This window comes from Pseudomonas sp. xss_2, assembly GCF_043104195.1.
In the GTDB taxonomy this organism is placed as follows: Bacteria; Pseudomonadota; Gammaproteobacteria; order Pseudomonadales; family Pseudomonadaceae; genus Aquipseudomonas; species Aquipseudomonas urmiensis.
The window spans coordinates 20,911-42,349 of sequence record NZ_JBICKL010000032.1 but is presented as its reverse complement, the minus strand read 5'-3'; the positions used below and the strand labels follow the sequence as shown (position 1 = coordinate 42,349).

The 21,439-nt window shown below is 62.1% G+C and carries 18 protein-coding genes; 9 read left to right on the top strand and 9 right to left on the bottom strand.

Going from position 1 to position 21,439, the window contains the following annotated elements:
- Positions 1-100 precede the first annotated feature (100 nt).
- The 8 genes from ACF8K2_RS04540 to ACF8K2_RS04505 all read right to left on the bottom strand — a co-directional run bounded on the left by ACF8K2_RS04540 (position 101) and on the right by ACF8K2_RS04505 (position 9,938).
- Positions 101-2,023: a PrkA family serine protein kinase gene (locus ACF8K2_RS04540; protein WP_186552685.1), complete on the bottom strand. Its 1,923-nt coding sequence runs from the start codon at positions 2,021-2,023 to the stop codon at positions 101-103.
- A gap of 282 nt (positions 2,024-2,305) precedes the next feature.
- A complete protein-coding gene (gene glpE / locus ACF8K2_RS04535) occupies positions 2,306-2,635 on the bottom strand; it encodes a thiosulfate sulfurtransferase GlpE (RefSeq protein WP_186552684.1) in 330 nt (109 codons plus the stop codon).
- Between the two features lie 14 nt (positions 2,636-2,649).
- Entirely contained in the window at positions 2,650-3,516 is an 867-nt protein-coding gene (locus ACF8K2_RS04530) for a symmetrical bis(5'-nucleosyl)-tetraphosphatase (protein ID WP_392463662.1), read from the bottom strand.
- Positions 3,516-3,896 (bottom strand): Co2+/Mg2+ efflux protein ApaG, encoded by a 381-nt coding sequence (gene apaG, locus ACF8K2_RS04525; protein WP_186552682.1) that lies wholly within the window; start codon positions 3,894-3,896, stop codon positions 3,516-3,518. The genes ACF8K2_RS04530 and apaG overlap by 1 nt, the downstream gene beginning before the upstream one ends.
- A 136-nt stretch (positions 3,897-4,032) precedes the next feature.
- The gene (rsmA, locus tag ACF8K2_RS04520) at positions 4,033-4,839 is read right to left on the bottom strand and encodes a 16S rRNA (adenine(1518)-N(6)/adenine(1519)-N(6))-dimethyltransferase RsmA (protein ID WP_186552681.1); all 807 of its coding nucleotides are present in this window, start codon (positions 4,837-4,839) and stop codon (positions 4,033-4,035) included.
- Positions 4,836-5,825, bottom strand: a complete 990-nt coding sequence (pdxA, locus tag ACF8K2_RS04515) for a 4-hydroxythreonine-4-phosphate dehydrogenase PdxA (protein WP_312153875.1) — start codon at positions 5,823-5,825, stop codon at positions 4,836-4,838. The genes rsmA and pdxA overlap by 4 nt, the downstream gene beginning before the upstream one ends.
- On the bottom strand, positions 5,822-7,141 hold the full coding sequence (locus ACF8K2_RS04510; RefSeq protein ID WP_186552679.1) for a peptidylprolyl isomerase: 1,320 nt from the start codon (positions 7,139-7,141) through the stop codon (positions 5,822-5,824). The genes pdxA and ACF8K2_RS04510 overlap by 4 nt, the downstream gene beginning before the upstream one ends.
- Complete coding sequence (locus ACF8K2_RS04505) at positions 7,122-9,938, bottom strand: LPS-assembly protein LptD (protein WP_392463657.1); 2,817 nt, start codon at positions 9,936-9,938, stop codon at positions 7,122-7,124. The genes ACF8K2_RS04510 and ACF8K2_RS04505 overlap by 20 nt, the downstream gene beginning before the upstream one ends.
- 130 nt (positions 9,939-10,068) lie before the next feature.
- On the opposite strand from ACF8K2_RS04505, the gene ACF8K2_RS04500 reads away from it, so the two are divergent.
- Genes ACF8K2_RS04500 through ACF8K2_RS04490 form a run of 3 tightly spaced genes read left to right on the top strand, consistent with a single transcriptional unit; the run spans position 10,069 to position 12,519 of the window.
- Positions 10,069-11,085, top strand: a complete 1,017-nt coding sequence (locus tag ACF8K2_RS04500; protein WP_186552677.1) for an aminoglycoside phosphotransferase family protein — start codon at positions 10,069-10,071, stop codon at positions 11,083-11,085.
- Positions 11,082-11,753, top strand: coding sequence for an N-acetylmuramate alpha-1-phosphate uridylyltransferase MurU (gene murU / locus ACF8K2_RS04495; RefSeq protein ID WP_392463655.1), 672 nt, complete (start codon positions 11,082-11,084; stop codon positions 11,751-11,753). The genes ACF8K2_RS04500 and murU overlap by 4 nt, the downstream gene beginning before the upstream one ends.
- Position 11,754: 1 nt before the next feature.
- On the top strand, positions 11,755-12,519 hold the full coding sequence (locus tag ACF8K2_RS04490; protein ID WP_392463654.1) for a TerB family tellurite resistance protein: 765 nt from the start codon (positions 11,755-11,757) through the stop codon (positions 12,517-12,519).
- Positions 12,520-12,644: 125 nt separating this feature from the next.
- Here ACF8K2_RS04490 and ACF8K2_RS04485 read toward each other — a convergent pair whose 3' ends face one another.
- Complete coding sequence (locus tag ACF8K2_RS04485; protein ID WP_392463652.1) at positions 12,645-13,640, bottom strand: alpha/beta hydrolase family protein; 996 nt, start codon at positions 13,638-13,640, stop codon at positions 12,645-12,647.
- Between the two features lie 95 nt (positions 13,641-13,735).
- Between ACF8K2_RS04485 and ACF8K2_RS04480 the strand changes: the two genes are divergently transcribed.
- From ACF8K2_RS04480 to ACF8K2_RS04455, 6 genes are all read left to right on the top strand, one after another.
- Positions 13,736-16,123, top strand: a complete 2,388-nt coding sequence (locus tag ACF8K2_RS04480) for a PAS domain S-box protein (protein WP_392463651.1) — start codon at positions 13,736-13,738, stop codon at positions 16,121-16,123.
- A 10-nt stretch (positions 16,124-16,133) separates the two neighbouring features.
- Positions 16,134-16,763 carry a response regulator transcription factor gene (locus tag ACF8K2_RS04475; RefSeq protein WP_264235361.1) on the top strand — a complete coding sequence of 210 codons (630 nt, stop codon included), beginning with the start codon at positions 16,134-16,136 and terminating at the stop codon, positions 16,761-16,763.
- A 291-nt stretch (positions 16,764-17,054) separates the two neighbouring features.
- Positions 17,055-18,179 (top strand): ABC transporter ATP-binding protein, encoded by a 1,125-nt coding sequence (locus ACF8K2_RS04470; protein ID WP_186552671.1) that lies wholly within the window; start codon positions 17,055-17,057, stop codon positions 18,177-18,179.
- Between the two features lie 40 nt (positions 18,180-18,219).
- A complete protein-coding gene (locus ACF8K2_RS04465) occupies positions 18,220-19,254 on the top strand; it encodes an ABC transporter substrate-binding protein (protein WP_264235362.1) in 1,035 nt (344 codons plus the stop codon).
- A gap of 63 nt (positions 19,255-19,317) precedes the next feature.
- Positions 19,318-20,565 carry an ABC transporter permease gene (locus ACF8K2_RS04460; RefSeq protein WP_186552669.1) on the top strand — a complete coding sequence of 416 codons (1,248 nt, stop codon included), beginning with the start codon at positions 19,318-19,320 and terminating at the stop codon, positions 20,563-20,565.
- An 11-nt stretch (positions 20,566-20,576) separates the two neighbouring features.
- The gene (locus ACF8K2_RS04455; RefSeq protein ID WP_186552668.1) at positions 20,577-21,404 is read left to right on the top strand and encodes an ABC transporter permease; all 828 of its coding nucleotides are present in this window, start codon (positions 20,577-20,579) and stop codon (positions 21,402-21,404) included.
- Positions 21,405-21,439 lie beyond the last annotated feature (35 nt).

Sequence of the window (21,439 nt, the reverse complement as noted above, 5' to 3'; positions counted from 1 at the left end):
CAAGCTGCAAGAAACAGCAGCCCCCACGGCCGCAAGCTGTGGCGCATCGTCGTAACGTTGCGCTGAACAGCCCGCGGCTTGCGGCGTGCAGCTTGCCGCTTTATTGCGATTTCCTGACTCGCAGGTACCATTCCGACAGCAAGCGCACCTGCTTGTCGGTATAGCCACGTTCCACCATCCGGGTAACGAAGTCGTTGTGCTTCTGTTGATCCTCCTTGCTGGCCTTGGCGTTGAAGCTGATGACCGGCAGCAGGTCTTCGGTGTTGGAGAACATTTTCTTCTCGATCACCACCCGCAGCTTCTCGTAGCTCAGCCAGGTCGGGTTCTTGCCATTGTTGTTGGCTCGGGCACGCAGGACGAAGTTGACGATCTCGTTGCGGAAATCCTTCGGATTGCTGATGCCGGCAGGCTTCTCGATCTTCTCCAGCTCCTCGTTGAGGGCGATGCGGTTGAGGATCTCGCCGGTTTCCGGGTCGCGGTATTCCTGGTCCTGAATCCAGAAGTCGGCGTACAGCACGTAGCGGTCGAAGATGTTCTGGCCGTATTCGCTGTAGGACTCCAGGTAAGCGGTCTGGATCTCCTTGCCGATGAACTCGATGTAGCGCGGTGCCAGGTATTCCTTGAGGAAGCGCAGGTAGCGTTCGCGCACCTCGGCCGGGAATTGCTCCTGCTCGATCTGCTGTTCCAGCACATACAGCAGGTGCACCGGGTTGGCGGCTACTTCATGGGGGTCGAAGTTGAACACCTTGGAGAGGATCTTGAAGGCGAAGCGAGTCGACAGGCCGGTCATGCCCTCATCGACGCCGGCTGAGTCGCGGTATTCCTGGATCGACTTGGCCTTTGGATCGGTGTCCTTGAGGTTTTCCCCGTCATACACGCGCATCTTCGAATAGATATTCGAGTTTTCCGGCTCCTTGAGGCGCGACAGCACAGTGAACTGGGCAAGCATCTTCAAGGTGTCAGGCGCGCAATGGGCCTTGGCCAGGGAGCTATTGAACAGCAGCTTGTCGTAGATCTTGATCTCGTCACTGACGCGCAGGCAGTACGGCACCTTGACGATGTAGATCCGGTCGATGAACGCCTCGTTGTTCTTGTTGTTGCGGAAGGTGTGCCACTCCGATTCGTTGGAGTGGGCCAGCAGGATCCCGGAGTAGGGGATCGCGCCGAGGCCTTCGGTACTGTTGTAGTTGCCTTCCTGGGTGGCGGTCAGCAGTGGGTGGAGCACCTTGATCGGCGCCTTGAACATCTCGACGAATTCCATCAGGCCCTGGTTGGCTCGGCACAGCGCACCCGAATAGCTGTAGGCGTCGGCGTCGTTCTGCGGGAATTCCTCGAGCTTGCGAATATCCACCTTGCCCACCAGCGCGGAGATATCCTGGTTGTTCTCATCGCCCGGCTCGGTCTTGGCCACGGCAATCTGGTTGAGGATCGAAGGGTACAGCTTGACCACTTTGAACTGGCTGATATCGCCCCCGAATTCGGCCAGTCGTTTGGTCGCCCAAGGCGACATGATGGTATTGAGGTAGCGCCGCGGGATGCCGAAATCTTCTTCGAGAATGGCCCCATCTTCGGTGGCGTTGAACAGCCCCAGTGGCGACTCGAAGACCGGCGAGCCCTTGATCGCGTAGAAAGGCACTTTCTCCATCAGTTGCTTGAGTTTTTCCGCCAGCGACGATTTACCGCCGCCCACCGGGCCCAGCAAATAGAGGATCTGTTTCTTCTCTTCCAGGCCCTGCGCGGCATGCCGGAAGTACGAGACGATCTGGTCGATGCATTCTTCCATGCCATGGAAGTCTTCAAACGCGGGATAGCGGCGGATCACTTTGTTGGAGAAGATTCGCGACAGTCGGGAGTTGCTCGAGGTGTCGATCAGTTCCGGCTCACCGATGGCCATCAACAGCCGTTCGGCCGCCGAAGCGTAGGCGCTGCGATCCTGTTTGCACAGCTCGAGGTACTCCTGCAGCGAGAGTTCTTCCTGGCGGGTTGACTCGAAACGTTGTTGGAAGTGGCTAAAGATACTCATGACGTCACCTCGCTCGATACGTGGAGCCGACGCCGGATCAGTCAGCTGATGCTGGCATGCAACCGGGTTCGCCGATTGCTGTATACCCCCCAGAACACCCTTGAAACGCTACCGATGACCCGCACGCCGGTGTACCGGCTCTCCCCTTTTTGGATGGCCTGGGCTTAAGGATAGTTGGTTCTACGAGAGGTCAAGGGCGCAAGGCCCAGAAGTTTGCCACGACCGTTCGTCAGGTCTGGCGCGAGCCCGCACGGGACGCGGGCTGCGAGGGAAATGAAAAAATTATTCGGTGCTGCCTTGGGCGATCTCGGCCGGATAAGTACCACGCCACAGCTCAAAGCCGCCATCGAGGCTATAGACCTCGGAGAAGCCCTGGCCGACCAGGTAGGCGGCTGCGCTCTGGCTGGAATTGCCGTGATAGCAGACCACCACGGTGGGTTTGTCGAGGTCGGCATTGCGGATGAAATCGGCGACCGAGTGGTTGTCCAGATGCGTGGCACCACTGATATGGCCAGCGGCAAAGGCTTGCGGGTCGCGAATGTCGACGACCACCGCACCTTGCTCACGCAGGGTCTGGGCCTGCTCGGGAGGGATGCGCTTGAATTCGCTCATGGGGGCGGTTTCCTTCAGGACTGATCGTTCATTCTAGTGGGTTGTGCTGGCTGACGTGGAGTGCCGTCGTCGGCGCAGTCACAGCGGTGCAGTTCGCCGCTGTCGACGTTGTACAAGGTCAAGGCACCGCCCCATACGCAGCCGGTGTCCAGGGCTACCACGCCGGGCGCATGAACGCGCCCTTCGAGGGCCGCCCAGTGACCGAAGATGATCTTCACGTGGCGCGAACGGCGGTCTTTGTGGGCGAACCAGGGCTTGTAACCTTTGGGCGCGGTGTCCAGGCCTTCCTTGCTCTTGAGGTCGAGCTTGCCTTCGGCGGTACAGAAGCGCATGCGGGTGAAGTAATTGGTGATTACCCGCAGGCGCTCGACGCCGGTCAGCTTGTTGCTCCACTTGTTCGGCTCGTTGCCGTACATGCCATCCAGGTAGAGCTTCAGGCGGGCATCGTCACGCAGCACCTCTTCAACTTCTGCGGCCAGCTCCAAGGCTTTACCCAGGGTCCATTGCGGCGGAATGCCAGCATGCACCAGGGCAACGCCGCGCGGCTCGTCGTAATGCAACAGCTTCTGCTGGCGCAACCAGTCGAGCAGTTGGTCGGCGTCGGGCGCTTCGATGATTTCGCGCAGGGTATCGCTTTTCTTCAGGCGTTCGATGTTGTGCCAGGCGGCCAGCAGATGCAGGTCGTGATTACCCAGCACGCATACCAGCGATTGGCGGATCGAATACAAAAAGCGCAGGGTTTCCAGCGACTCAGGGCCGCGATTGACCAGGTCACCGACCAACCACAGGCGGTCGACGGTGGGGTTGAAGTGCACACGTTCGAGCAGGCATTTAAGCGGTTGCAGGCAGCCTTGCAGGTCACCGACAGCGTACACAGCCATCAGTGCAGGGCCCCGGGTACGGCCAGGCGGAACGGCGCGATGGCGGCGTCGAAGCGTTTGCCGTCTTCGGCGAACATCTGGTAGCTGCCCTGCATGGCACCGACGCGGGTGCTGATCACAGCGCCACTGCTGTAGGTATGGCTCTGGCCCGGCTCGATCAGCGGCTGCTGGCCAACTACGCCTGCGCCGCGAACCTCTTCGACTTCACCATCACCATTGGTAATCAGCCAGTGCCGGGACATCAGCTTGGCGGATACCGTGCCGTTGTTCTGTACGGTAATGGTGTAGGCGAAGGCGAAACGCTCGTTGTCGGGATCGGATTGTTCTTTGAGATAGCGGGTGACGACGCTGACGTCGATCTGATAGCGGGGGTCGGACATGCAAGGGCCTTGAGCAAACACGCAATTGCGGCAATGGATGCAGTCTAGGCCATTGGAGGGGCTGGAAGCCAGTTGTGGAACTATTGCCCTTGGGCAGTCGATCGCGGGGCAGGGGCTGCCCCGCGATCAGTCGCGGTCAGTTGCTCGGCTGTTGCTCAGCCAGCTTGTCGGCCAGGCGCACGAACGCGGCCAGGTCGAGCTGCTCGGGACGCAGGCTGCCGTCTACGCCAGCGGCTTCGATGGCCTGGCTGTCGAGCAGGCCCTTGAGGGTGTTGCGCAGGGTCTTGCGGCGCTGGTTGAAGGCTTCGCGCACCACCCGCTCAAGCAGCAGCGGATCCTTGGCGGGGAACGGCAGCACTTCATGTGGGACCAGGCGAACGATGGCCGAGTCGACTTTCGGCGGCGGGTTGAACGCCCCTGGGCCGACGTTGAACAGGTGTTCGACCCGGCAGTGGTACTGCACCATGATCGACAGGCGGCCCCAATCACCGCCGCCTGGGCCTGCGGCCATGCGCTCGACCACTTCCTTTTGCAGCATGAAGTGCATGTCGCGAATCAGCCCAGCGTGGCTGAGCAGGTGGAAGATCAATGGCGTGGAGATGTTGTAGGGCAGGTTGCCGACGACTTTCAGGCTGCGCTGCGGCACGCCCAGTTGATTGAAGTCGAACTTCAGCGCATCACCCTGGTGCAGGCGGAAGTTGTCGCGACCGGCGAACTTGTGCTGAAGAATCGGCACCAGGTCTTTGTCCAGCTCGACTACGTCCAGCTGCGCACCGCTGCCCAGCAGGCCTTCGGTGAGGGCACCTTGGCCTGGGCCGATTTCCAGCAGGTGCTCACCGGGCTTGGCGTGGATGGCGCGCAGGATGCGGTCGATGATGCCGGCGTCGTGCAGGAAGTTCTGGCCGAAGCGCTTGCGCGCCCGGTGTTGGTAGTGCTCGTTCATGGTCGGTTCTCGGCCATCTGGTAGGCGGTGTGCAACGCGACGCGCAGGCTGCCGGTGTCGACCTTGCCAGTGCCGGCAAGGTCCAGAGCCGTGCCGTGGTCAACCGAGGTACGGATGATCGGCAGGCCCAGGGTGACGTTGACGGCCGCGCCGAAACCTTTGTACTTGAGTACCGGCAGGCCTTGGTCGTGGTACATCGCCAGCACCGCGTCGCAGTGCTCCAGATATTTGGGGGTAAACAGGGTATCGGCTGGCAGTGGGCCGCGCAGGTCCATTCCTTCATTGCGCAGGCGTTGCAGTGCAGGCTCGATGATGTCGATTTCTTCGCGGCCCAGATGCCCGCCTTCACCGGCGTGCGGATTAAGCCCGCAAACCAGGATGCGTGGCATGGCAATGCCGAATTTGTCGCGCAGATCAGCATGCAGAATGCGCGTGACCCGCTCCAGGCGCTCGCCAGTGATGGCATCGGCGATATCGCGCAGGGGCAGGTGAGTGGTCACCAGCGCCACGCGCAGGCCGTGGGTGGCGAGCATCATCACCACTTGGCTGGTGTGGGTCAGTTCGGCGAGAAACTCAGTATGCCCGGAGAAGGCAATCCCGCTTTCATTGATCACGCCCTTGTGTACTGGGGCGGTGATCATGCCCGCGAAGTGTCCGTCCAGGCAGCCTTGGCCAGCCCGGGTCAGGGTCTGCAGTACGAACGCCGCGTTGGCTTTGTCCAGCTGCCCTGGCACCACGCTTGCGGCCAGTGGCGTATCCCAGACGTACAGGCTCCCGGCAGGCGCTGCCTGGTCGGGCCATGTGTCGGGGGTAACCGGCAGCAGACTGACCGCCAGCCCCAGCTGCGCGGCCCGCTCGGCGAGCAGGTCACGGCTGGTGATGGCAATCAGGGGATGAGGCTGGGCCTCGGTGGCGAGCAGCAGGCACAGGTCAGGACCTATGCCAGCAGGCTCGCCGGGCGTGACGGCGAAGCGCAGGGGCTTCACTGGGCGGCCTGGTCAGCGCCAGGCAGCTTGATCTCAACGTAGGCTTCGTCGCGGATCTGGCGCAGCCAGGTCTGCAGCTCTTCGTCGTATTTGCGGTTACGCAGGACGGTCAGGGCTTGTTGTTCGCGAGCCTGTTCAGTGCTGTCGGTGGCGCGACGGCCCAGCACTTCCAGCACATGCCAGCCGTACTGGGTACGGAATGGCTTGGTCACTTGGCCTTGCTGGGCATTGGCCATTTGCTCGCGGAACTCTGGCACCAGGCTGTTCGGATCGACCCAGTTGAGGTCGCCGCCGTTGAGCGCCGAACCTGGATCTTCCGAGAAGCTTTTCGCCAGGGTGGCGAAGTCTTCACCGTTCTGGATGCGGTCGTAGAGTTTCTCGGCCAGTTGTTCGGTGGCCGCTTCGCTACGGATTTCGCTCGGCTTGATCAGGATGTGGCGCACGTGCACTTCGTCACGCAGCACGCTCTCGCTGCCGCCACGCTTCTCCTCAAGCTTGATGATGAGGAAGCCGCTAGGTATGCGCAGTGGCTGGGAGATGTCGCCAACGGCCATGCTGCTGAGCAGCTTGGCGAACTCTGGCGGCAGCTGGGCGGCTTTACGCCAGCCCATTTCGCCGCCTTCCAGGGCGTTCTCGCTGGCCGAATGCTCAATGGCCATCTGGCCAAAGTCCTTGCCTTGCTTGAGCTGCTGGTAAATATCGCCAACCCGGCCTGCGGCCGCCTGTATGGCTTGCGAGTTGGCGCCGTCCGGGGTTGGGATAAGGATGTTGGCCAGGCGGTACTCTTCCGACATCTGCATCTTGCCCAGGTCCGAGGCGAGGAAGTTCTTTACTTCCTGCTCGGAAACCTGAATGCGCTCAGCTACCCGACGCTGGCGCACACGGCTGATGATCATCTCGCGCTTGACCTGCTCGCGAGCGTCTTCGAACGACAAGCCGTCACGGGCCAGGGCGGCGCGGAACTGATCCAGCGACATGCCGTTGCGCTGGGCAATGGTGGCGATGGCCTGGTTCAGTTCTTCATCGGTGATGCGGATGCCCGAGCGTTCGCCAATCTGCAATTGCAGGTTTTCGACGATCAGGCGTTCCAGGACCTGTTGATCCAGTGCGCCCGGAGGTGGAGTGCCGCCGCCGCGCTTGGCGATGGTTTGCTCGACCTCACGGACGCGCTGGTCCAGCTGGCTCTTCATGACCACGTCGTTATCGACGATGGCCACGACACTGTCCAAAGGTTGTACCGCGGCATGCACCGCGCCACTCAGCATTACAGCGCCCAGCATCAGCGGGCGCAGGCGATCAATAAGCTTGGTCTTCACGTGTACGGTAACCTTGAATGCCTTTGTCGAGGAAGGTCTCGACCTTGTTGCCCACCACGCCACCGAGGCCTTTCAGCACGATCTGCAGGAAGACACCGTGGTCGCCTTTTTCGTTCTGTGGAACGGCCTGGCTGAAGTCGTCGTAGTCGATCCAGTAACGGTTGATCAGACGCAGTTTCCAGCAGCAGTTGTCGTACTCGAAACCGCCCATGGCTTCCAGGGTGCGGTTGCGGTTGTAGTCATGCTGCCAACGTGCGATGACGCTCCACTGCGGCACGATCGGCCAGATGACCGAGAAGTCGTGCTGCTGGATCTTGTAGTAGTCCTTGATGTAGTTCGGGCTGCCAGGTGTACCGTAGTCGCCGCCGCCCACTTGCCACTGACCGGTCGCCGAGTCGTAGCGCACCAAGTCGTTGCGGTAGCGGTAGCCGAGGTTGACGATCTTGTTCGGCTCGTCTTCTGGCTGGTAGTGGAACATCGCGCTACCCGAACGTGGGCTGCGGCTGTCCGGATCCCAGTTGTAGTCGGAGTTGAAGCGCCAGTCGCGGTTGAAGGCGAACTGGTACTCGAGCGCGATAGGCGATACGTCGGATTGAGCATCCTCGCGGCCGCGCCAGTCGATACCTGGCAGCTGGACCTTGCGGTCTTTGAAGTACAGTGCCTGGCCGATGCTGAAGCGTTGACGCTCGAAGCCGTTTTCCTCGATCCAGCGGTTGGTTACACCCAGCGACAGCTTGTTCTCGTCACCGATCCGGTCAGAGCCGCTGAAGCGGTTGTCGCGGAACAGCGAGGTATAGTTGAAGTAGGTTTCACCGGTATCGAAGACTGGAATGTCCTTCTGATCTTCGTATGGGACGTAGAGGTAGTACAGGCGCGGCTCAAGTGTCTGGCGATAGTTCTTGCCGAACCATTGGGTGCTGCGGTCGAAGTACAGGCCGCTGTCGACGCTGAGGACCGGCACGCTACGGCTTTGCGAACTCGAGAAGTTACCCTGCAGATCACGTACGGCATCGGAAGCGTTGGCGAGGTCATTTTTGCCTTTGCCATCGAGGTCGAGGTCGTAATGGGTGTAGACGTACTTCAGCGTTGGCTTGATGTAGCCGTAACTGGCCTCAAGTGGCAGGCTGATCGCTGGCGCAGCATTCAGACGGGTACCGTTGGCGCGGGCCAGGCCAAAGACGTTCTGGTCGATACGACCACCGTCGGCGCGAATACTGGTATCCAGTTCGCCATCTTCGTTGAAGACGCTACCGCTCTTGAGATCACGTTCGAAGCGCACGGCTTCGGTCTTGTAGCTGAAGTCCAGACCGCCCGGGTGGTACGGCAGCATGCCGTTGAGGGTGATCTGAGGCAACTTGTCGTATGGCGTGATACGAGAAATGGTGGCCATTTCGTAGGCGTGTGCATTCAGGCGTGCGGTGTAACCTTCGCCACGATAGGTCAGGGCGCCTTGCTGGTTGACCACCTCACGGCTTTCCACGCCGATCTGATCTGTCTCCAGATCCTGGAAGTAGAACGGATCACTGATGTCGGTGTAGTCGACTTCAGTCATCAGGCGCTCATCGAGGCCACCTTTGTGCTGCCAGTTGATCATCCAGCGCCGATCTTTGTAGTCGGTCTGGTCTTTACGATCGTCGTTCTTGTCGTTCAGGTAGCCGCCACCGAACTGACCTTCGCTCGATTTGGTCAGGTAGCGGAACTCGCCTTCCATCAGCAAGCCGCGCTTGGTCATGTAGCGCGGGTACAACGTGGCGTCGTAGTTCGGCGCCAGGTTGAAGTAGTACGGCGTGACCAGCATGAAGCCGGTGTCGCTGCTGGTGCTGAACGAAGGTGGCAGGAAGCCGGACTGGCGACGGTCGTCGATCGGGAAGTAGATGTACGGTGTGTAGAACACCGGGAAATCCTTGACCCGCAGGGTGACGTTGGTCGCGGTACCGAAGCCGGTAGCCGGGTTCAGGGTGATGTTGTTGCCCTTGAGCTGCCAGGCGTTGCTGCCAGGCTCACAGGTGGTGTAGGTACCATCCTTGAGGCGGATGATGGCGTTCTCGCCACGCTTGGCGTACAGCGCGTTACCGCGGATGCGCGACTTGTGCATCACGTATTCGGCGTTGTCGACCTGGGCTTCACCGGTATCGAGCTGGATCTGCGCCTCGTCGCCAACTACCAGCGAGCCGTTGTCACGGATCTTGACGTTGCCCTTGAGCTCGCCACGGTTCTCGGTCTGGTAGAGGTTGGCCTCGTCGGCTTCGACCTGCATGCTGCCTTGGCGCATGACCACGTCACCGGCCAGAGTAGCGATCTGCTGCTCTTGCTGGTACTTGGAGACCTTGGCATTGATGTAGGTCGGCGACTCGTCCTTGGGCGTGGTGTCATCCATGCCTGGGCGGATCGGCTCGACATAGGCGCCAGCGCAGTACGGGCCAGTCTCGGCCAACTGGGCAGCGGTGAGCTTCTCGCGCGGGACCCAGTCCAGATGGCTGTAGTCTTCGCTGCGGGTTTTCAGGCCACGGCCTTTGGCCTCGGTGACCAGCATCGGCTTGGGCTCGCCATCGGCGCCGACTTCAGTGGCCTGGGCTTCGGTGCCGGAACTGAGCGCAGCGCCATCGTGCACAGGGCGCGGCGGCAAGTTGCTGACAGAGGTTTTGGGCTTGCAGTCCCAACCACCGGAGGCGGACACTTGGCAGTCAAACTGCTCGGCAGCCACCACGTACGAGGTGGCCAGTGGTTGCAGTACCAGCAAACCGCCAGTGACCAACAACGGAAACTTTCTACGAAACGCGGGGGATTTCAATGCCATCTTATTAGTCCGGGCTTCCTGCGTGCCATCTGCCCGCGTGTGGGGCCGCACGCCTCTCGATGGTCTGAAAAAGATGCTGGATAATAAAGCATGACCCGCTTGACGGCTAGGGCCGTCGGAGACCCTTGTAATGCCCGATCATGATCTACGCCTTGAACTACTCAAAGACTGGCTCAAACAGCAACTGCTCGCCCTGTTCCAGATAAACGGCTGGGGCGAGCTGCCCGAAGGTACTCTAACCGCCGCCAGCAGTGACGCCAGCTTCCGTCGTTATTTCCGCTGGCAGGGCGCCAATCGCAGCTTTGTGGTCATGGATGCACCGCCACCGCAGGAAAACTGCCGTCCCTTCGTCGAGATCGACCACTTGTTGGCCAGCGCCGATGTGCATGTGCCGCTGATTCATGCCCAGGACCTGGAGCGCGGCTTCCTGTTGCTCGGCGATCTCGGCCACCAGACATACCTGGACATTATTAACTCTGAGAATGCCGATGGCCTGTTCGCCGATGCCATCGACGCCCTGTTGGCCTTGCAGCGCCTGCCCATGACCGCGCCGCTGCCCAGCTATGACGATGCCTTGCTGCGCCGGGAGCTGGAGCTGTTCCCAGAGTGGTACGTCGGCCGCGAGCTCGGTGTCGCCCTGACTGCAACGCAGCTAGCAACCTGGCAGCGCGTCAGCCAGTTGTTGATCGACAGCGCGTTGGCCCAGCCCAAGGTGCTGGTGCACCGCGACTACATGCCGCGCAACCTGATGCACAGCGAGCCCAATCCTGGCGTGCTGGACTTCCAGGATGCGGTCTACGGCCCAGTCACCTACGACATTACCTGCCTGTTCAAGGATGCTTTCCTCAGCTGGCCGCAGGCGCGGGTAGAGGGTTGGTTGGGTGATTACTGGGAGAAGGCGCGGGTCGCTGGCATTCCAGTGCAATCCGATTTCGAGGCATTTCACCGCGCCAGCGACCTGATGGGCGTGCAGCGTCACCTCAAGGTGATCGGTATCTTCGCGCGCATCTGCCACCGCGACGGCAAGCCGCGTTACCTCGGCGACGTTCCGCGTTTCTTCGCCTATATAGATGAAGTGATCGGCCGCCGGCCGGAATTGGCTGAGCTGGGTGCACTGATCGCTGAACTGAAGGCAGCTCGTCCATGAAGGCAATGATCCTGGCGGCGGGCAAGGGTGAGCGCATGCGCCCGCTGACCCTGCACACTCCAAAACCACTGGTGCCGGTGGCGGGACAGCCGCTGATCGAGTATCACCTGCGCGCCCTGGCTGCAGCCGGTGTCAGCGAAGTGGTGATCAACCACGCCTGGCTGGGGCAGCAGATCGAAGATCACCTGGGCGATGGCAGCCGCTTTGGCTTGGGCATTCGCTATTCGGCCGAAGGCGAGCCGCTGGAGACCGGTGGCGGAATCTTTAAGGCGCTGCCAATGCTGGGCGAGGCGCCGTTTCTGTTGGTCAACGGCGATGTCTGGAGCGACTACGATTTTCGCCAGTTGAATAAACCGCTCGAGGGTTTGGCTCATCTGGTGCTGGTCGACAACCCAGGGCACCACGGCCGGGGCGACTTCCGTTTGCAGGGCGCGCAGGTGGTCGATGGCGACGATGCCCCGGGGACGCTGACCTTCAGTGGCATCTCGGTGCTGGATCCGGCGTTGTTCGCAGGTTGCCAGCCTGGTGCTTTCAAACTGGCGCCGTTGCTTCGTCAAGCGATGGCCCAGGGCAAGGTAACCGGTGAACGTCATGGCGGCCTCTGGGTCGACGTTGGCACCCTGGAGCGCTTGGCCGAGGTTGAGCGCTTGATTGGCGAGCGCGCCTGACATGTGGTGGCCGAGCACAGTGATTGGTGCTGGAGCGGGCTTTGCAGTGGCCAGTATCCCTGGCGCATTGCTGGGCGCCTTGCTAGGTCAGGCCATGGACCGACGCCTGCGGCTGCGCGGTTGGGAGGATGTGCGCGAGCGCCTGGGCGGGCGCCCGGCGCTGCGCGATGAAGAGCTGTTGTTCGTGCTGCTCGGGCGGCTGGCCAAGAGCGATGGCCGGGTAGCGGACGGGCATATCCAGCAGGCGCGTCAGGAGATGGCGCGGCTGGACATGGCCGAGCCAGCCCGCTTGCGGGCGATTGCCGCATTCAATCGCGGCAAGTCCGGCAAGGACCGTCTCGGCCGCTATCTGCACCGCATCAAGCAGCAGCCACATGCCGCAGAAGGTACGCTGCGTGCGTGCTGGCGGATGGTGTGGGCCGATGGCAAGGCCGGGCGCCAGGAGCGTGATCTGGTGTTGGCTTGGGGGCAACAGCTGGGGCTGAGTCGGCGCCAGGCGCAAGCGCTGTCGCTGGAGTACGAACCGCGCAAGACCACCGCCGAGGGCGCGACCTTGACCTATGCGGCGGCGTTGCGCCTGCTCGGGGTTGAGGCTGATACCGCGGGGGACAAGGTCAAGCAGGCTTATCGGAGACTGCTGAGCCGGCACCATCCTGACAAGTTGGTGGGCAATGGCGCCAGTGAGGCGCAGGTGCGTGAGGCGACCGAGAAAACCCGGGAGCTGCATCAGGCCTATGCGTTGATTCGCAAGCGTCGTGGGTTGTAGGGCCTTGGTGTGAGGTGGTCGCTGCTGGCCTCATCGCAGGGTAAGCCCGCTCCCACGCCCCCCTGTATAGAAAATTCGGCGTGGGAGCGGGCTTGCCCCGCGATGAGGCCATTGAATCCGCCAGATTACTCCTGCGGCGACAGCCATCCTCGAACCCGCCGGAACAGCTGCTCTTGCTCTGCGGCCTTGTTGCCTGGCATGGCGATCAGCGACAACTGCCGATATTGACTGTCCTTCTGCCGCTTGCTGGCTTGCAAGCGCAATTGGGCTGCGTGCCGATCGCCAGTACGGGTGGCGTAATAGAGATCGGCGGCTGGCACCTTGAGCGTCAGCGTCAGGCTCTCCAGGTCATGCTCCACCCGGGCCGGGGTCTGCGCCGCGACCATCACCAGCTTCTGCACCTGCGGCGGTTGCTTTTCGCTCAGGTAGCGCGCCGCCCAATAGGCGCCGCTGCCATTACCTAACAGCACGATGCTGCGGGCTTTCTGCTCCTGGGCATAGGCCACGGCCGCGTCCAGCCGGGCAAAGATCCGCTCGGCGTCGGCCTGATCGTTGTGTTCGCTGGCCTCGACGGCATCGGTGCTCTGCGCGGTATCGGCCTCGGGCGCGGTGGCCTGGGCGACATTGGCATTGGCATCGGCAGGGGTGTCCTTGGCTGGAGCGCTTTCGCCAGTGCCTTTGTCAGGCTGCGGCGCAGGCGTGCTCTCGACGCGCGCCTGGGGGCTGTCAGCGAGCAAGTCCGGCAGACTCACGCTCAGGGTGTGCCAGCCCGCATCAGGGAATTTGCTTCGCAGAGGGCCGACCGTGGTTGGCCAATCGGCATTCTCTCCAGCGCCCGGCACGATGATCAGCGCACCTTTAGGGTCGCTGTCGTTGGCCGGTTTCCACAATGCCAGGAAGCTCTCGTTACCGGCCTGCAACGTTTGTTGCTCAGCTTTGGCCACCCGGCGTTCGAGCGCCTGGGCATCTTCCTGGCTACGTTCGAGCAGCGCAGCGCGCGTGCTGGGGGCGGCAGCTTCAGCGGCCGGTGCGGCCTTCTCGGCGTCTTCGGCCTGTGCGCCCAGCGGTAGGATCGAGGCCAGGCAGAACATTGCCAGCGTCGTGCGATAAAGTGTCAACATGAATCAACCCAAGGCCAGAATGATACCGGCAGCCTAATAGTATTTGTCCGCGACGGCCACGAGTGATGGCCGCGCTTGCCAAGACGAGCGTAGAGATGAAGCGAATGCGTCGCCTGTTGGTTATCGGCTGCTTGTGCCTGCCCTTGATCGCTTTGGCCAGGCCCACGCCTGCGCCGACGGTGGCGCTGGAACCGGCCCAGCAGCAATGGCTGGAAGAACACCGCAGCCTGCGTGTTGGCCTGGTGCTGCAAGCGCCGTACGCGCAGTTCGACCGGCGCCTGCAGCAGCTGTATGGGGCCAATGTCGAGTTGGTCAACTGGCTGGCCCAGGCGCTGCGCCTGGATCTGACCTGGCGCAACTTCGCCGACCAAGCGGCGCTGGAGCATGCGCTGCAGGCCGGTGAGATCGATTTCGCCCCAGGCCTTACGCAAACCCCAGCCAGTCTGCGCTTGTGGTTGTTCAGCGATCCCTACATGCGCGTCCCGCAATTGATGGTCGGCCCGCGTACCGGCGCGGTGGCGGTCGAGCTTGAAAAACTTGGCGCGGGTGAGCGGGTTGCGGTGCGCATGCCCAGCGCCCTGGCCGATTACCTGCGGGGCAACTACGCCAACCTCAACTTGCAGGGTGTACCTAACGAACGCCAGGCCCTGCAGTTACTGCTGGGCGGGCAGGCGAGCTATGCCGTGTTGGACGAGGCCCAGCTCAGCCGGTTGTCGCGCGAGAGTGAGTTCAGTGATCTGGCGGTGGTCGGCGATATCGGCCTGCCACAGTTGCTGCGGGTTGGCTCCAGGCGTGATTGGCCGTTACTGGCCGATGTGCTGGAGCGCGGTCTCCAGGCCATGCCAGCCAAAGAGCTGGAACAGCTGCATCAGCGTTGGCTGCAACCGAAGTATCCGCGCCTGAGTGAAAGCACTGGCTTCTGGCAGAACCTGGCGCTGCTGTTCGGCATGCTGCTGCTGTGCGCCATCGCCACGCTGGTCTGGCAGCGTCGCCAGCAACGGCAGTTGGAACGCAGCCTGCTGGCGGCCAGGGATAACCTGCATGAACGCCAGGCGCGGGAAGAAGCGCTGCGTTTGAGCCAGTTCTCTATCGACCAGAGCACCGTGGGCATTCTCTGGGTCAATTGGGACAGTCATGTGCGCTACGCCAACCACGCCGCAGAACGCATGCTGGGGTATGGCGAAGGCGAACTGCTCGAGCGGCCGTTGATCGATTTCGAGCCGAATCTGCAAATGGATCGCTGGCTTGAACTGTGGAAGCGTGCCCGCACCGGTGATGGCGGCGCCCAGCAGTTCGAAAGCCAGTGCCTGCGCGCCGACGGCAGCCTGCTGCCGGTCGACCTGTCGCTGAGCTTTCTGCGTTTTCGCGATGCCGAGTACCTGGTGGTGTTCCTCACCGATGTTACCGAGCGCCGCCGTGCCCTGGCCGCCCTGCGCGAAAGCGAGGCGCGGCTCAAGGGCATCGCTGGCAACGTGCCGGGGCTGGTGTTCCGCCTGGAGCGTGATCCGGCCGAGGGCGATTTGGAGTTTCCCTACATCAGTGAAGGCAGCGAGGCGTTGGTGGGCTACGCGCCGGCGGCGATCCAGCACCCTGAGATGGGCCTGCGCAACTTGGTCCATCCGCAGGACCGCGCCGACTATCACCGCGTCCAGGACCTGGCCCTGGCCAATAATCAGGACTGGTCCTGGCAGGGGCGCATCCTCACCCGCCAGGGTGAGCAGCGCTGGGCCGATATCAAGGCCAGTACCCGGCGCCTGGCCGATGGCCGGGTGGTGTGGGACGGCGTGGTCTGGGACATCACCCAGAGCAAGCGGGCCGAGCTGGCCCTGGCGCAATCTCAAGGGCAGCTGCGCGAGTTGTCGGCGCACCTTGAAAGCGTGCGCGAGGAAGAGAAAGCGCGTATCGCCCGAGAGGTACACGATGAGCTGGGGCAGATGCTCACCGTGCTAAAGCTTGAGGTGTCGATGTGCGAGCTGGCCTATGCCGAACTCGACCCTGGGCTCAACGAACGCCTGACCAGCATGAAGCGCCTGATCGCCCAGCTGTTCCAACTGGTGCGTGACGTGGCCACCGCGCTGCGTCCGCCGATCCTGGATGCGGGCATCGCTTCGGCCATTGAATGGCAGGCGCGGCGTTTCGAGGCGCGCACGCAGATTCCTTGCCTGGTGCAAGTGCCGGAGCATCTGCCAGCCTTGAGTGACGCCAAGGCCACGGGGTTATTTCGCATCCTTCAGGAGGCATTGACCAACGTGATGCGCCACGCTCAGGCTCATACCGTGCAGATCGAACTGGTGCACGAGCATGACGTACTGCGCATGAGCGTCATCGATGATGGGGTGGGTTTTTGCACCGATCAGGCCAGGCCGACGTCCTTTGGCCTGGTGGGGATGCGCGAGCGGGTCCTGATGCTTGGCGGCAGCATGACTCTGGACAGTGAGCCGGGTGAAGGCAGTAGTCTGAGTGTGAGCATTCCTCTGGATTAGGAGAGTAAGCGTGATTCGAGTGCTGGTGGCCGAAGACCACACCATAGTTCGTGAAGGCATCAAGCAGCTGATCGGCCTGGCCAAGGACATGCAGGTGGCGGGGGAGGCCGGCAATGGCGAGCAATTGCTCGAGACCCTGCGCCACACCCCTTGTGAAGTGGTATTGCTGGATATCTCCATGCCTGGGGTTAATGGCCTGGAGGCGATCCCGCGGATCCGCGCGTTGAACAACCCGCCAGCGATCCTGATGTTGTCGATGCATGATGAAGCGCAGATGGCCGCCCGCGCCTTGAAAGCGGGCGCCGCTGGCTATGCCACCAAGGACAGCGATCCGGCGCTGTTGCTCACCGCTATTCGCCGGGTAGCCGGAGGCGGGCGCTATATCGACCCATCGCTGGCCGACCGGATGGTCTTCGAGGTTGGCCTCACCGAGACCCGGCCGCTGCATACCTTGCTTTCGGAACGTGAGTTCTCGGTCTTCGAGCGCCTCGCCCAAGGCGCCAACGTCAACGACATCGCCCAACAACTGGCGCTGTCGAGCAAGACCATCAGCACCCACAAGGCGCGACTGATGCAGAAGCTCAAGGTCAACTCGCTGGCCGAGCTGGTCAAGTACGCCATGGAGCACAAGTTGGTGTGAGTGTTCTGCTTGCGACATGGCCAGGTTCCCGGCTCGCCCCATACCTGTAGGAGCGGGCTTGCCCCGTGATGGCGCAAAGCCAGGCAATAGAGGAGGCTGCGCCGGCGTTATCGCGAGGCAAGCCCGCTCCCACGTAGCGATTGATTTATCTGTGGGCGTCAGCCTTGTAGGGCAATCCCTACACGCAATCTTCCAACTGGATGATGGCATTCTCTCAGCACCCCCGATTTGCGGGCACTTGCGCCTTCTCTAACCTTCACTCACGCAGTCATCCAACAAGAAGGTGCAGGCATGAGCGAGGCGAATTCGAACGCTGCCACCAGCGAGACGCTGGTCAGTTTCCGTGGTGTGCAGAAGAGCTACGACGGCGAATCGCTGATCGTCAAAGACCTCAACCTGGACATCCGCAAGGGCGAGTTCCTCACCTTGCTGGGCCCTTCCGGTTCGGGCAAGACCACCAGCCTGATGATGCTGGCCGGCTTCGAAACGCCCACCGCTGGCGAGATCCAGCTGGCGGGTCGCTCGATCAACAACGTGCCGCCGCACAAGCGCGACATCGGCATGGTGTTCCAGAACTACGCGCTGTTCCCGCATATGACCGTCGCCGAGAACCTGGCCTTCCCCTTGAGCGTGCGCAACCTGAGCAAGACCGACATCAGCGAGCGGGTCAAGCGCGTGCTCGGCATGGTCCAGCTCGATGCCTTCGCCAAGCGCTACCCAGGCCAGCTCTCCGGTGGTCAGCAACAGCGGGTGGCCCTGGCCCGTGCGCTGGTGTTCGAGCCGCAGCTGGTGCTGATGGACGAGCCACTCGGCGCGCTCGACAAGCAACTGCGCGAACACATGCAGATGGAGATCAAGCACATCCACCAGCGCCTTGGCGTAACCGTGGTGTACGTGACCCACGACCAGGGCGAAGCGTTGACCATGTCCGACCGTGTGGCGGTGTTCCATCAAGGTGAAATCCAGCAGATCGCCGACCCGCGCACCCTCTATGAAGAGCCGCGCAACACCTTCGTCGCCAACTTCATCGGCGAGAACAACCGCCTCAACGGCACCCTGCTGGCGCGCAATGGCGAGCGTTGCCAGGTGCAGCTGGCGCGTGGCGAGCGGGTCGAGGCGCTGGCGGTCAACGTTGGCGAGGCGGGCGATCCGGTGACCTTGTCGATCCGCCCCGAGCGCGTACGGCTCAATGGCCACAGTGAAAGCTGCGTCAACCGCTTCTCCGGGCGGGTGGCCGAGTTCATCTACTTGGGCGACCACGTGCGGGTGCGCCTGGAAGTCTGCGGCAAAGGCGACTTCTTCGTGAAGCAGCCGATTGCCGAACTCGACCCGGCCCTGGCCGTGGGCGATGTGGTACCGCTTGGCTGGGAGGTCGAGCACGCTCGCGCGCTCGACCCGATTGCCGAAGCCCACTGATGGTTCGCTTAACCAACCCTGTACTGTGGAGAGAATAATAATGCGCAAGCAGTTGAAACTGACCGCCCTGGCCCTCGGCCTGTTCGCCGCAGGCCAAGCCCTGGCCGCGGACTTGACCGTGGTGTCGTTCGGCGGGGCCAACAAGGCCGCCCAGGTCAAGGCGTTCTACGAGCCGTGGGAGAAGGCTGGCAAGGGCAAGATCGTCGCGGGTGAGTACAACGGCGAGATGGCCAAGGTCAAAGCCATGGTCGACACCAAAAGCGTGTCGTGGAACCTGGTCGAGGTCGAGTCGCCGGAGCTGGCCCGTGGTTGCGACGAGGGCATGTTCGAAGAACTCGACCCGGCGCTGTTCGGTGACGAGGCCGACTACGTGCCCGGCGCCATCCAGCCATGCGGCGTAGGCTTCTTCGTCTGGTCCACGGTACTGGCATACAACGCTGACAAGCTCAAGACCGCACCCACCAGTTGGGCCGATTTCTGGGACACCAAGCAGTTCCCGGGCAAGCGTGGCCTGCGCAAGGGCGCCAAATACACCCTGGAATTCGCCCTGATGGCTGACGGCGTCGCGCCCAAGGACGTGTACAAGGTGCTCGCCACCAAAGAGGGTGTAGACCGCGCCTTCAAGAAACTCGACGAGCTCAAGCCGAGCATTCAGTGGTGGGAAGCCGGCGCCCAGCCGCCACAGTACCTGGCCTCGGGTGACGTGGTCATGAGCTCGGCCTATAACGGCCGGATCGCCGCGGTACAGAAAGAGAGCAACCTCAAAGTGGTGTGGAACGGCGGCATCTACGACTTCGACGCCTGGGCCATCCCCAAAGGCGCCAAGGACGTGGAAGAGGCGAAGAAGTTCATCGCCTACACCGTGCAGCCCGAGCAGCAGAAGACCTACTCGGAGAACATCGCCTACGGCCCGGCCAACTCCAAGGCCGTACCGCTGCTGGCCGATGCCGTGAAGAAAGACATGCCGACCACGCCTGAGAACATCGCCAACCAGGTGCAGATCGACGTGGCCTTCTGGGCCGACAACAGCGAGCAACTGGAGCAACGCTTCAACGCTTGGGCTGCGAAGAAGTAATTGCGCCATCGGAGCGCCGGGCACCTCCGGCGCTCCCTGTTTCCCAGATTTTCGGAGTTCGCCATGGCCATTGCAGTGCCCCTTAAAGAAGGCGCAGGTCCAAACCTGAAACAGCGCCTCAAGCATGCCGAGCGGGTCAACCGCTGGAAGGCCCAGGCGTTGATCGCGCCGCTGGCGCTGTTCCTGCTGCTGGTGTTCCTGGTGCCGATCGCGGCGCTGTTGTACAAAAGCGTCGGCAACCCCGAGGTGGTCGCCGGCCTGCCGCGTACCGTCGAGGCGATCGAGCAGTGGGATGGCAAGAGCCTGCCGGGCGAAGAGGTCTACAAGGCGCTGAGCCTGGACCTGCCCGAGGCACGCAAGAACCAGACCCTGGGCGATCTGTCCAAACGCTTGAACATGGAGCTGGCCGGTTATCGCAGCCTGCTGTCGAAGACTGCGCGGGCGCTGCCGTTGAAGACTGAACCTGGCTCTTATAAAGAAGCACTGCAAACGCTCGATGAGCGTTGGGGCGATCCGGCCTATTGGCAGGCGATCCGCCGCAATACCAGCACCGTCACCCCGTATTACTTGCTGGCCTCGGTCGACCATCGTATCGACGACCTGGGTGAGCTGGCCAAGGCCACGCCAGACCAGGCGATCTACCTGGATATTTTCGCCCGCACCCTGTGGATGGGGGTGGTGATCACTGTTATCTGCTTGTTGTTGGCCTACCCGCTGGCCTATCTGCTAGCCAACCTGCCAACCCGGCAGAGCAACTTGTTGATGATCCTGGTGCTGTTGCCGTTCTGGACCTCGATCCTGGTGCGGGTCGCGGCTTGGATCGTGCTGTTGCAGTCGGGTGGATTGATCAATAGTGCGCTGATGGCCATGGGCATCATCGATGAGCCGCTGGAGTTGGTGTTCAACCGCACAGGTGTGTACATCTCGATGGTGCACATCCTGCTGCCGTTCATGATCCTGCCGCTGTACAGCGTGATGAAGGGCATCTCGCCGAGCTATATGCGCGCCGCAATCTCGCTGGGTTGCCATCCGTTCGCCAGTTTCTGGCGGGTGTACTTCCCGCAGACCTACGCCGGCGTGGGCGCTGGCTGCTTGTTGGTGTTCATCCTGGCTATCGGCTACTACATCACCCCGGCGCTGCTGGGCAGCCCGAACGACCAGATGGTCAGCTACTTCGTCGCCTTCTATACCAACACCAGCATCAACTGGGGCATGGCTACGGCGTTGGGCGGGCTGTTGCTGCTGGCGACCGTGCTGTTGTACCTGATCTATAGCTGGCTGGTGGGCGCTAGCCGCCTGCGCCTGAGCTGAGGAGCCTTGTCATGCTGAGTCCATACATGTCGCCCGTGGAGCGGGTCTGGTTCTACAGCCTGCGGATTCTCTGCGGCTTGATCCTGTTGTTCCTGGTGTTGCCGGTGCTGGTGATCATCCCGCTGTCGTTCAACAGCGGCAGTTTCCTGGTCTATCCACTGCAGGGCTTCTCGCTGCAGTGGTACCACGACTTCTTCGCTTCGGCCGAGTGGATGCGGGCGTTGAAGAACAGCATCATCGTCGCCCCGGCGGCGACCGTGCTGGCCATGGTGTTTGGCACCCTGGCGGCGATTGGCTTGACTCGCGGCGACTTCCCCGGCAAATCGTTGGTGATGGCGCTGGTGATCTCGCCGATGGTGGTGCCGGTGGTGATCATCGGCGTGGCCAGCTACCTGTTCTTTGCCCCGCTGGGCATGGGCAACAGCTTCATCTCGCTGATTCTGGTGCATGCGGTGCTGGGTGTACCGTTCGTCATCATCACCGTGTCGGCGACCCTGCAAGGCTTCAACTACAACTTGGTGCGGGCCGCGGCCAGCCTGGGGGCGTCGCCGCTGACGGCGTTTCGGCGAGTGACCTTGCCGCTGATTGCCCCGGGGGTGATCTCCGGCGCGTTGTTCGCCTTTGCCACCTCGTTCGATGAAGTGGTGGTGACGCTGTTCCTGGCAGGCCCTGAGCAGGCGACCTTGCCGCGGCAGATGTTCAGCGGCATTCGCGAGAACCTGAGCCCGACCATTGCCGCAGCGGCGACGTTGCTGATCGCGTTCTCGGTGATTTTGCTGCTGACCCTGGAATGGTTGCGTGGGCGTAGTGAGAAGCTGCGCACTCAACAGCCCAGCTAAGCGCACATTACGTGGGAGCGGGCTTGCCCCGCGAT

What these genes read in the sequence shown, in the direction of transcription:
- apaG (WP_186552682.1), bottom strand. Translation starts at nt 3,896, where the DNA reads ATGTCCGACCCCCGCTATCAGATCGACGTCAGCGTCGTCACCCGCTAT.
- glpE (WP_186552684.1), bottom strand. Translation starts at nt 2,635, where the DNA reads ATGAGCGAATTCAAGCGCATCCCTCCCGAGCAGGCCCAGACCCTGCGT.
- ACF8K2_RS04490 (WP_392463654.1), top strand. Translation starts at nt 11,755, where the DNA reads ATGTGGTGGCCGAGCACAGTGATTGGTGCTGGAGCGGGCTTTGCAGTG.
- ACF8K2_RS04540 (WP_186552685.1), bottom strand. Translation starts at nt 2,023, where the DNA reads ATGAGTATCTTTAGCCACTTCCAACAACGTTTCGAGTCAACCCGCCAG.
- rsmA (WP_186552681.1), bottom strand. Translation starts at nt 4,839, where the DNA reads ATGAACGAGCACTACCAACACCGGGCGCGCAAGCGCTTCGGCCAGAAC.
- ACF8K2_RS04455 (WP_186552668.1), top strand. Translation starts at nt 20,577, where the DNA reads ATGCTGAGTCCATACATGTCGCCCGTGGAGCGGGTCTGGTTCTACAGC.
- ACF8K2_RS04485 (WP_392463652.1), bottom strand. Translation starts at nt 13,640, where the DNA reads ATGTTGACACTTTATCGCACGACGCTGGCAATGTTCTGCCTGGCCTCG.
- murU (WP_392463655.1), top strand. Translation starts at nt 11,082, where the DNA reads ATGAAGGCAATGATCCTGGCGGCGGGCAAGGGTGAGCGCATGCGCCCG.
- ACF8K2_RS04530 (WP_392463662.1), bottom strand. Translation starts at nt 3,516, where the DNA reads ATGGCTGTGTACGCTGTCGGTGACCTGCAAGGCTGCCTGCAACCGCTT.
- ACF8K2_RS04480 (WP_392463651.1), top strand. Translation starts at nt 13,736, where the DNA reads ATGAAGCGAATGCGTCGCCTGTTGGTTATCGGCTGCTTGTGCCTGCCC.
- ACF8K2_RS04505 (WP_392463657.1), bottom strand. Translation starts at nt 9,938, where the DNA reads ATGGCATTGAAATCCCCCGCGTTTCGTAGAAAGTTTCCGTTGTTGGTC.
- ACF8K2_RS04470 (WP_186552671.1), top strand. Translation starts at nt 17,055, where the DNA reads ATGAGCGAGGCGAATTCGAACGCTGCCACCAGCGAGACGCTGGTCAGT.
- ACF8K2_RS04500 (WP_186552677.1), top strand. Translation starts at nt 10,069, where the DNA reads ATGCCCGATCATGATCTACGCCTTGAACTACTCAAAGACTGGCTCAAA.
- ACF8K2_RS04465 (WP_264235362.1), top strand. Translation starts at nt 18,220, where the DNA reads ATGCGCAAGCAGTTGAAACTGACCGCCCTGGCCCTCGGCCTGTTCGCC.
- ACF8K2_RS04460 (WP_186552669.1), top strand. Translation starts at nt 19,318, where the DNA reads ATGGCCATTGCAGTGCCCCTTAAAGAAGGCGCAGGTCCAAACCTGAAA.